This is a genomic window from Xanthomonas sp. NCPPB 2250 (assembly GCF_056725265.1).
Genome location: NZ_CM161520.1, coordinates 4,385,106 through 4,394,535, shown reverse-complemented (window position 1 = coordinate 4,394,535; position 9,430 = coordinate 4,385,106). Strand labels below are relative to the sequence as shown.

General features: G+C 67.7%; 7 protein-coding genes. 6 read left to right on the top strand and 1 reads right to left on the bottom strand.

From position 1 onward, the window contains the following. The first annotated feature begins 115 nt into the window (after nucleotides 1-115). The 4 genes from AC1PMG_RS17890 (at nucleotide 116) to lpxC (ending at nucleotide 4,886) form a co-directional block, all read left to right on the top strand. Entirely contained in the window at nucleotides 116-970 is an 855-nt protein-coding gene (locus AC1PMG_RS17890) for a cell division protein FtsQ/DivIB (RefSeq protein WP_342073068.1), read from the top strand. Further along, a complete protein-coding gene (ftsA, locus tag AC1PMG_RS17885; protein ID WP_481109736.1) occupies nucleotides 967-2,202 on the top strand; it encodes a cell division protein FtsA in 1,236 nt (411 codons plus the stop codon). The genes AC1PMG_RS17890 and ftsA overlap by 4 nt, the downstream gene beginning before the upstream one ends. Before the next feature lie 290 nt (nucleotides 2,203-2,492). Next, nucleotides 2,493-3,719 carry a cell division protein FtsZ gene (gene ftsZ / locus AC1PMG_RS17880; RefSeq protein WP_017912957.1) on the top strand — a complete coding sequence of 409 codons (1,227 nt, stop codon included), beginning with the start codon at nucleotides 2,493-2,495 and terminating at the stop codon, nucleotides 3,717-3,719. 252 nt (nucleotides 3,720-3,971) lie between these two features. After that, nucleotides 3,972-4,886, top strand: a complete 915-nt coding sequence (gene lpxC / locus AC1PMG_RS17875) for a UDP-3-O-acyl-N-acetylglucosamine deacetylase (protein ID WP_010340119.1) — start codon at nucleotides 3,972-3,974, stop codon at nucleotides 4,884-4,886. Between the two features lie 144 nt (nucleotides 4,887-5,030). On the opposite strand, the gene AC1PMG_RS17870 is transcribed toward lpxC, so the two are convergent. Then, complete coding sequence (locus tag AC1PMG_RS17870) at nucleotides 5,031-5,507, bottom strand: DciA family protein (protein ID WP_148827893.1); 477 nt, start codon at nucleotides 5,505-5,507, stop codon at nucleotides 5,031-5,033. Nucleotides 5,508-5,517: 10 nt separating this feature from the next. Between AC1PMG_RS17870 and AC1PMG_RS17865 the strand changes: the two genes are divergently transcribed. Continuing rightward, nucleotides 5,518-6,465 carry a peptidoglycan DD-metalloendopeptidase family protein gene (locus AC1PMG_RS17865; RefSeq protein ID WP_160957445.1) on the top strand — a complete coding sequence of 316 codons (948 nt, stop codon included), beginning with the start codon at nucleotides 5,518-5,520 and terminating at the stop codon, nucleotides 6,463-6,465. Nucleotides 6,466-6,628: 163 nt separating this feature from the next. Beyond that, nucleotides 6,629-9,370 (top strand): preprotein translocase subunit SecA, encoded by a 2,742-nt coding sequence (gene secA / locus AC1PMG_RS17860; protein ID WP_017909647.1) that lies wholly within the window; start codon nucleotides 6,629-6,631, stop codon nucleotides 9,368-9,370. Nucleotides 9,371-9,430 lie beyond the last annotated feature (60 nt).

The window sequence follows — 9,430 nt, the reverse complement described above, 5'->3', positions numbered from 1 at the left end:
TTCGGGATTGGGGATTCGCAGGAGCGGCGCTGCGCGCTGCCGGCGCGGTCTGCTGCGCGCATTGCGCCAATCCCCAATCCCCAATCCCCAATCCCGCGCACCGGAAGGTGCGCCCATGAACGCCTCCCTGCGCATCCTCGCCTGGCTGCTGGCGCTGGCCTTGGTCGCGCTGCCGATCGTGGCCGTGCTCAACGGCTGGGTCGGGGCCGAGCGCTGGCCGCTGAGCCGGCTGCAGGTCAGTGGCGACTTCAAGCGCGTGTCCGCCGAGCAGTTGCGCCAGGTGGTACTGCCGTACGCGCGCCGCGGCTTCTTCGCGGTGCGCCTGCAGGATGCGCAGGACGCGATCGAGCGCCTGCCGTGGGTCGAGAGCGCGCGGGTGCGCAAGCGCTGGCCGGACGTGCTGGAAGTGCGCGTCGTCGAACACCGCCCGTTCGCACGCTGGGGTGCGGACCGCATGCTCTCCGAGCAGGGGCGCATCTTCGCCCTGCCCAACGAACTGCGCGACGTGGCGCTGCCGCATCTGGCCGGCCCGGACGCCAAGGCCGCCGACGTGGTCGCGCTGTACAACAGCTCGCGCGCGCTGTTCGCGCCGGTCGGCTTGCCGGTGCAGGGCGTTGCCCTGGACGCGCGCGGCAGCTGGTCGCTGGCGCTGGGCAACGGCGTGCAGGTGGTGGTCGGCCGCGACGACGCGCGCGCGCGCCTGGAGCGCTTCGCCCGGGTGCTGCCGCAATTGCTGCAGCCGGGCCAGCCGCCGCTGGCGCGCGCCGATCTTCGCTACACCAACGGATTCACCGTGGCATGGGTACCCGAGAGCAAAGAGCCGAGTAAGGAGCCGGGCAAGGAGAAGAAGCCCGCGGCGCCGGCCCAGCCCGCGCGGCACGCGGCACTGGCCGACCCTCCATCCCATCGCGAGAGCCCGCTCTTCTCCCTTCCCCATTCCCGATTCACTATTCCCGGCTCCAAGACATGAACCGCAAAGGCGACAAATCCCTCATCGTTGGACTGGACATCGGCACCTCCAAGGTCGTCGCGCTGGTCGGCGAATACTCGCCCGGCAACCCGATCGAGGTGATCGGCATCGGTTCGCACGAATCGCGCGGGCTCAAGCGCGGCGTGGTGGTGGACATCGAATCCACCGTGCAGTCGATCCAGCGCGCGATCGAGGAAGCCGAGCTGATGGCCGGCTGCGAGGTCCGCTCGGTGTACGCGTCGATCTCCGGCAACCACGTGCAGTGCAAGAACTCGCCGGGCATCGTGCCGATCCGCGACGGCGAGGTGACCTGGAACGACCTGGACCGCGTGCTTGAAGCGGCCAAGGCGGTGGCGATCCCGGCCGACCAGCGCATCCTCCACGCGATCCCGCGCGAGTACGTGCTGGACGATTCGCAGGAAGGCATCCGCAACCCGGTCGGCATGACCGGCGTGCGCCTGGAGGTGCATGCGCACCTGGTGGTGTGCGCGCAGTCGGCCGCGGCCAACATCAGCAAGTGCGTGCAGCGCTGCGGCCTGCAGGTGGACGACCTGATCCTGTCCTCGCTGGCGTCCTCGGTGGCGGTGCTGACCGCCGACGAGCGCGAGCTGGGCGTGGTGCTGGTGGACATGGGCGCCGGCACCACCGACCTGGCGGTGTTCGTGCAGGGCGCGATCTGCCACACCGCCTCGCTGCCGATCGCCGGCGACCACGTCACCAACGACATCGCGCACATGCTGCGCACGCCGACCCCGGAAGCCGAGCAGATCAAGGTGCGCTACGCCTGCGCGCTGGCGCAGCTGGCCACCGCCGAGGAAAGCATCCAGGTGCCGAGCGTCGGCGACCGTCCGCCGCGGCGCATGCCGCGCCATTCGCTGGCGCAGGCGGTGCAGGGCCGCTACGAGGAGATCTTCGAGATGGTGCAGGCGGAACTGCGCCGCTCCGGCTTCGAGGAACTGGTGCGCGCCGGCATGGTGCTGACCGGCGGCGCCTCGAAGATGGAAGGCGTGGTCGAACTGGCCGAGGAAATGGTGCAGATGCCGGTACGCGTGGGCATTCCACAGCACGTCACCGGCCTGGGCGAAGTCGTCGGCAATCCGGTGCACGCCACCGGCGTGGGCCTGCTGCTGATGGGCAGCCAGATCGAACACCCGCGCCGCCCGTCGCTGCCGACCGGCCGCGCCGGCAGCTTGTTCAAGAAATTGAAGAACTGGTATCGCGGCGAATTCTGATGGAGCTGGGATTCGGGATTGGAGATTTGGGATTGGTGGGAGCAACAGCGGTAGGTAGAGAGAGAGTGGAGAGCGGTAGGTAGGTAGGTAGGCGATAGTTTTTTTGCGGTGATTCCGCTGCGGAGAGGGTCACGGAACTGGGTGTTCGCTTTTGCGAATCCCCACTCCCGACTCCCGAATCCCGGCATCCAAACAACAACACTCGCCGGACGGAGAGGTGGGAAAAAGGATCGGAGTTCTCCGAATCCCCAATCCCCACTCCCGAATCCCGGCTCAAAGAGGAAACGGACATGGCGCATTTCGAACTGATTGAAAAGATGGCACCCAATGCAGTGATCAAGGTCGTTGGCGTGGGCGGCGGCGGCGGCAACGCGGTCGCGCACATGGTCAGCAGCAGCGTGGACGGCGTGGAGTTCATCACCGCCAACACCGACTCGCAGGCGATCAAGAACTGCGGCGCCAAGCTGCAGCTGCAGCTCGGCACCAACGTCACCAAGGGCCTGGGCGCGGGCGCGAACCCGGAAGTCGGCCGCCAGGCCGCGCTGGAAGACCGCGAGCGCATCATGGACGCGCTGCAGGGCGCGGACATGGTGTTCATCACCGCCGGCATGGGCGGCGGCACCGGCACCGGCGCCGCGCCGGTGGTGGCGCAGCTGGCCAAGGAAATGGGCATCCTGACCGTGGCCGTGGTCACCAAGCCGTTCCCGTTCGAAGGCCGCCGCCGCATGCAGGTGGCGCTGAAGGGCATCGAGGAACTGAGCCAGCACTGCGACTCGCTGATCACCATTCCGAATGAAAAGCTGATCACCGTGCTCGGCCGCAACGCCACCATGATCCAGGCGTTCCGCGCCGCCAACGACGTGCTGCAGGGCGCGGTGCAGGGCATCGCCGACCTGATCGTGCGTCCGGGCCTGATCAACGTCGACTTCGCCGACGTGCGCACCGTGATGTCGGAAATGGGCCTGGCGATGATGGGCACCGGCTCGGCCCGCGGCGACGACCGCGCACAGGCCGCTGCCGAAGCGGCGATCCAGAACCCGCTGCTGGACGACGTCAACCTGGCCGGCGCCAACGGCATCCTGGTCAACATCACCGCCGGCCCGGACTTCACCATGGCCGAGTTCGACGAGATCGGCCGCACCATCGAAGGCTTCTCCTCCGAGGACGCCACCGTGGTGGTCGGCACCGTGCTGGATCCGGACATGCAGGATGAAGTGCGCGTGACCGTGGTCGCCACCGGCCTGAACCGTGCGGTGTCGCGCCAGTCGCAGCGTCCGGAGCAGCGCGCGCCGATCAAGCTGGTGCGCAACGCCACCACCGGCCAGCCGGAGTTCGGCGACTTCGAGCACGGCGGCGATGCCGTGTCCAAGGCGGTCGGCGGTGCGATGGGCCTGGGCCTGCGTCGTCCGAGCGGCGAGTCGATGAGCACCGCGGCGTCCGCCCCGGCACCGGCCGCGGCCGACCTGCCGAGCGACTACCTGGACATCCCGGCGTTCCTGCGCCGTCAGGCCGACTGAGGTCTGCATCATCGGCCGGCGCGCGCGCCGGCCCGCAACACCGCCGTCCAGGAGCGCCTCCCTGGTCGGCGCGCCGTGTCCCTTGCTGCCGGGTCCCCGCGACCCGGCAGGTTTTTGCGACCGCGACGCCGGCACGGGCCAGCGTTGCACCGATGGGATGCTGTGACCGCTTTGTTAAAATTTAGCTAAACGCGTGATATTCTCGTTGTCTGTTCAGTTCCCGTGCGAACAGACGTTCCCAGACTGTCTGCCATGACCCAGCAACGCACCCTCAAGAACACGATCCGCGCCACCGGCGTGGGCCTGCACAGCGGCGACAAGGTCTACATGACCCTGCGCCCCGCACCGGCCGACCACGGCATCGTATTCCGACGCGTGGACCTGGATCCGGCGGTGGACGTGCCGGCCGATGCCGAACTGGTCACCGAGACCACGCTGTGCACCGGCCTGAGCCGCGGCCAGGCCAAGATCCAGACGGTGGAGCACCTGATGTCGGCGATGGCCGGCCTCGGCGTGGACAACGCCATCGTCGAACTGTCCTCGGCCGAACTGCCGATCATGGACGGCTCGGCCGGTCCGTTCGTGTTCCTGCTGCAGTCGGCGGGCATCGTCGAGCAGGACAAGGCCAAGCGCTTCATCCGCATCAAGCGCGAAGTGGAAGTGCGCGACGGCGACAAGATCGCCCGTTTCGTGCCCTACGACGGCGGCTACAAGCTCGGTTTCACCATCCAGTTCGACCACCCGATGATCCCGGCCAAGCAGTCGCGCCAGGAGATCGAGTTCTCGACGATGGCCTACATCAAGGAAATCTCCCGCGCGCGCACCTTCGGCTTCATGCGCGACCTGGAGTACATGCGCGAGCGCAATCTCGGCCTCGGCGGTTCGATGGACAACGCCATCGTGCTCGACGAATTCCGCGTGCTCAACGACGACGGCCTGCGCTACGCCGACGAGTTCGTGCGCCACAAGATCCTCGATGCGATCGGCGATCTGTACCTCGCCGGCGGTGCCATCCTCGGCGCCTACGAGGGCTACAAGTCCGGCCATGCGCTGAACAACAAGCTGGTCCGCGCGCTGCTCGCCGAACAGGCGGCGTGGGAGTGGGTCAGCTTCGAATCCGCCGCGCAGCAGGCGCCGGTGGCTTACGGGGCGGCGGCTTACGCCTGAACCGTTCAACCCGATGACGGCCGGGTGGGTATCACGGAATCGGCAATCGGCCGTTCCTTCTTCTCCCCTTAACGCCGATTTAACGAATCGGTAACGACCTCGCGCCCGACGCCCGCTAGGATGCGTCGGTCGCGGCGTGCGTGTCTACGTACGTCGACGGCCACGGTCGGAGCCCGTGGTCGCATCAGGCGTCGCGGAGACGACGTCCTGCAGGGAAGCCAGGGCCTCGCGCAGTCCCTTGTGCGTGGCCGCAGAAACCGGAGCTGGCGTGCTTCTTGCCTGATGCATTGGGGAATGCGCGGGCGCAGTCGCAGTCTTGACGGTCACTTTGGTGGCTTTCAGCCCGAGGGAACGGGCCGCAGCAAGGATGTCGGCCTCGGCCAGCCTGACCCGGGCGTGCCAGACCGGAGACTCAACGAGAAAAACGAGCTGTTCGCCGTTCACATTGGCCAACCGGCAACGGGGCGCCAGGTTCGGCGGCAAATGGGGGCGTAACTGCCGGTCCAGCGCGTCGAGCCACAAGGCGCGGCGCAACGGGTCGCCCGCCTTGTCCGCCAGTGCGGCGTCCAGCGCCGGCTGCGGCGTGGCGGTATGGCCTTCGCCGGACTTTCGCTTAGACATGAAAACTCATATGACGTTCAAGAAGATCGTAATCCGTTCCAGTGAAAAGGGGGTCAAGACGTTGCCGTGGCGATTGCGCGAATTCGCCGATCGTCGCCCCCTCGCCGCGCTCGGTGCGGTGCTCGGCCTCGGCATGGTACTCGGCATCGGCGTCAGCGCCGCAGCCGGATGGGGTGGTTCGGCGCAACTGCGCGCCAAGCTCGAGCGGCAGGACCAGGAGTTGGCGCAGGTGCGCCGCGACGCGCAGACCCAGGTCAACGCCCTGGCGGCGCGGCTGGGCGAACTGCAGGCGCAGGCGACCCGGCTCAACGCGCTCGGCGATCGCCTGACCCGCATGGGCAAGCTGCAGGACGGCGAGTTCGATTTCGACCAGCCGGTCGGCGTCGGTGGCGGCGACGACGAACCCAGCCACGACATGCCCGCGCAGCAGCTCGGCAAGGAACTGGACGGGCTGCAGCAGCAGTTCGCCACCTCCGGCCAGCAGCTGTCGGTGCTGGAATCGCTGCTGTTCGACCACCAGCTGGACCAGAACGCGGTGCCCTCGCGGATGCCGATCCGCAACAGCTACATCACCTCGGCCTTCGGCGGCCGCGCCGATCCGTTCGGCCGCGGCACCGGCAACCACAAGGGCATCGACTTCCACGCCAACGTCGGCGACCCGGTGCTGGCGGTGGCCGACGGCGTGGTCAGCTACTCCGGCGTGCGCGGCGGCTACGGCAACGTGGTCGAGGTCGACCACGGCAACGGCTATGTCACCCGCTACGCGCACAATTCGCGGCTGTCGGTGAAGGTCGGCGACCTGGTGCGGGTCGGCCAGGAAGTGGCCAAGGCCGGCTCCACCGGCCGTTCCACCGGCGCCCACGTGCATTTCGAGGTCTGGAAGGACGGGGTGGTGGTGAACCCGGCCAAGTTCCTCGGCGATGGCGCCATTCCGGTGGGCCGCCGCGGCCGTGGCTGAGCCGCGCGGGGGCTGGCGTGCCGGCGCTTGAATCGCCGGGCGCCGCCCCAAGCTACAATGTGCTTTGCCATCGACAGGGCGCCTCGCGCCCTGTTTCGTTTGCGGCCCGTCGATTCCCTGGGGATCGGGCCGTCGAGGCGTTCCTTTCCAACCGGTTCCTTCAATGATCAACAGTCTGCTTACTCGCGTTTTCGGTAGCCGCAACGAGCGCCAACTGCGCCAGCTCCACCGTATCGTCGCCAAGATCAATGCGCTGGAGCCGGAGATGGAGCAGCTCTCCGACGAGCAGCTGCAGGCCAAGACCCCGGAACTGCGTGGGCGCATCGCCGGCGGCGAGACCCTGGACAAGGTGCTGCCGGAAGCGTTCGCGGTGTGCCGCGAGGCCAGCCGACGCGTGCTGGGCATGCGCCACTACGACGTGCAGTTGATCGGCGGCATGGTCCTGCACCTGGGCAAGATCGCGGAAATGCGCACCGGCGAGGGCAAGACCCTGGTCGCGACGCTGCCGGTGTACCTCAACGCGCTGGAAGACAAGGGCGTGCACGTGGTCACCGTCAACGACTACCTGGCGCGCCGCGACGCCGCGCAGATGGGCAAGCTGTACAACTGGCTGGGCCTGAGCGTGGGCGTGGTGTACCCGGGCATGCCGCACAGCGACAAGCACGCCGCCTACGCCGCCGACATCACCTACGGCACCAACAACGAATTCGGCTTCGACTACCTGCGCGACAACATGGCGCTGTCCAAGGCCGACCGCTTCCAGCGCGGCCTCAACTACGCCATCGTCGACGAGGTCGACTCGATCCTGATCGACGAAGCGCGCACCCCGCTGATCATCTCCGGCCCGGCCGACGAATCGCCGGAGCTGTACATCCGCGTCAACCGCATCGTGCCGCAACTGGTCAAGCAGGAGTCCGAAGAGGGCGAGGGCGACTTCTGGGTCGACGAGAAGGGCAAGCAGGTGCACCTGTCCGAAGCGGGCATGGAGCACGCCGAAGAACTGCTGCGCGCCGCCGGTATCCTCACCGACGAGGAAGACCGCCTGTACGGCGCGCAGAACCTGAGCGTGGTCCACCACCTCAACGCGGCGCTGCGTGCGCACGCGATCTACCAGCGCGACGTCGACTACATCGTGCGCGACGGCGAGGTGGTGATCGTCGACGAGTTCACCGGCCGCACCCTGCCGGGCCGCCGCTGGTCCGACGGCCTGCACCAGGCGGTGGAAGCGAAGGAAGGCGTGCCGGTGCAGCGCGAGAACCAGACGCTGGCCAGCATCACCTTCCAGAACCTGTTCCGCATGTACAAGAAGCTGTCCGGCATGACCGGTACGGCCGATACCGAAGCCTACGAGTTCCAGAGCATCTACGGCCTGGAAGTGGTGGTTATTCCGACCAACCGCCCGACCATCCGCAAGGACTGGCCGGACCAGGTGTTCCTCAACCGCCAGGGCAAGTTCAACGCGGTGCTGGCCGACATCGAGGACTGCGCCAAGCGCGGCCAGCCGGTGCTGGTCGGTACCACCTCGATCGAGACCTCGGAGATGCTGTCCGAGCACCTGCGCAAGGCGGGCGTGAAGCACGAGGTGCTCAACGCCAAGCAGCACGAGCGCGAAGCGCAGATCGTCGCCAACGCCGGCCAGCCGGGCGCGGTGACCATCGCCACCAACATGGCCGGCCGCGGTACCGACATCGTGCTCGGCGGCTCGCTGGAAGCCGAACTGCATGCGCTGGGCGAGGAGCTTGACGACGCAACGCGCGCGCGCCTGAAGGCGGCCTGGCAGGAGCGCCACGACGCGGTCAAGGCCGCTGGCGGCCTGCACATCATCGGCACCGAGCGTCACGAGTCGCGGCGTATCGACAACCAGCTGCGCGGCCGTTCCGGCCGCCAGGGCGACCCGGGTTCCTCGCGGTTCTACCTGTCGCTGGAAGACAACCTGATGCGCATCTTCGCCTCCGACTGGGTGCAGAAGGCGATGCGCATGATGGGCATGAAGGAAGACGACGTCATCGAGGACAAGCTGGTCAGCCGGCAGATCGAGAAGGCGCAGCGCAAGGTCGAGGCGCACAACTTCGACATCCGCAAGAACCTGCTCGACTTCGACGACGTCAACAACGACCAGCGCAAGGTGATCTACGCCCAGCGCGACGAACTGCTGGACGCCGAGTCGGTCAAGGAGAACGTCGACGGCATCCGCGACGACGTGATCTACGACATCGTCTCGCGCTTCGTGCCGCCGAACTCGGTGGACGACCAGTGGGACCTGCCCGGCCTGGAAGCCACCCTGGCCAGCGAACTCGGCCTGTCGCTGTCGATCACCGACCTGGTCAAGCGCCACGAGGAACTGGACGCGGACGGCATCGTCGAGAAGGTACGCGAGGAAGTGGACCGCCATTTCCGCGAGAAGGAATCGGCGATCGGCGGCGAGACCATGCGCGCGCTGGAGAAGCACGTGATGCTCACCGTGCTCGACCAGAGCTGGAAGGAGCATCTGGCGCGCATGGACTACCTGCGCCAGGGCATCCACCTGCGCGGCTACGCGCAGAAGCAGCCCAAGCAGGAATACAAGAAGGAAGCCTTCGAGCTGTTCTCGGAGATGCTGGAGCACGCCAAGCGCGAAGTGGTCACCCTGCTGGCGCGGGTGCGCATCCGCAGCGAGGAGGAAGTGGCCGCGCTGGAGGCGCAGGAGCGTCAGCAGGTGGAGGCGCAGTTGCGCCAGGCCCAGTTCCAGCACCAGGACGCCGGCGGTTACGGCGCCGACGAGGAAGCCGAGCAGGTGCAGCGCGGCGAGGCGGGTGCGCCGACCGTGGCGCAGGTGACCCGCGAAGCGCCGAAGGTCGGCCGCAACGATCCGTGCCCCTGCGGCAGCGGCAAGAAGTACAAGCACTGCCACGGCCAGCTAAGCTGAGCCTGGCCTCCACGCAGGGCTGCGCACGCGCGTAGCCGCTGCGGCCGTCGGCCCCTTTCT

Excerpts from the sequence above, each read along its gene's own strand:
- AC1PMG_RS17890 (WP_342073068.1), top strand. The coding sequence starts at position 116 with ATGAACGCCTCCCTGCGCATCCTCGCCTGGCTGCTGGCGCTGGCCTTG.
- ftsA (WP_481109736.1), top strand. The coding sequence starts at position 967 with ATGAACCGCAAAGGCGACAAATCCCTCATCGTTGGACTGGACATCGGC.
- ftsZ (WP_017912957.1), top strand. The coding sequence starts at position 2,493 with ATGGCGCATTTCGAACTGATTGAAAAGATGGCACCCAATGCAGTGATC.
- lpxC (WP_010340119.1), top strand. The coding sequence starts at position 3,972 with ATGACCCAGCAACGCACCCTCAAGAACACGATCCGCGCCACCGGCGTG.
- AC1PMG_RS17870 (WP_148827893.1), bottom strand. The coding sequence starts at position 5,507 with ATGTCTAAGCGAAAGTCCGGCGAAGGCCATACCGCCACGCCGCAGCCG.
- AC1PMG_RS17865 (WP_160957445.1), top strand. The coding sequence starts at position 5,518 with ATGACGTTCAAGAAGATCGTAATCCGTTCCAGTGAAAAGGGGGTCAAG.
- secA (WP_017909647.1), top strand. The coding sequence starts at position 6,629 with ATGATCAACAGTCTGCTTACTCGCGTTTTCGGTAGCCGCAACGAGCGC.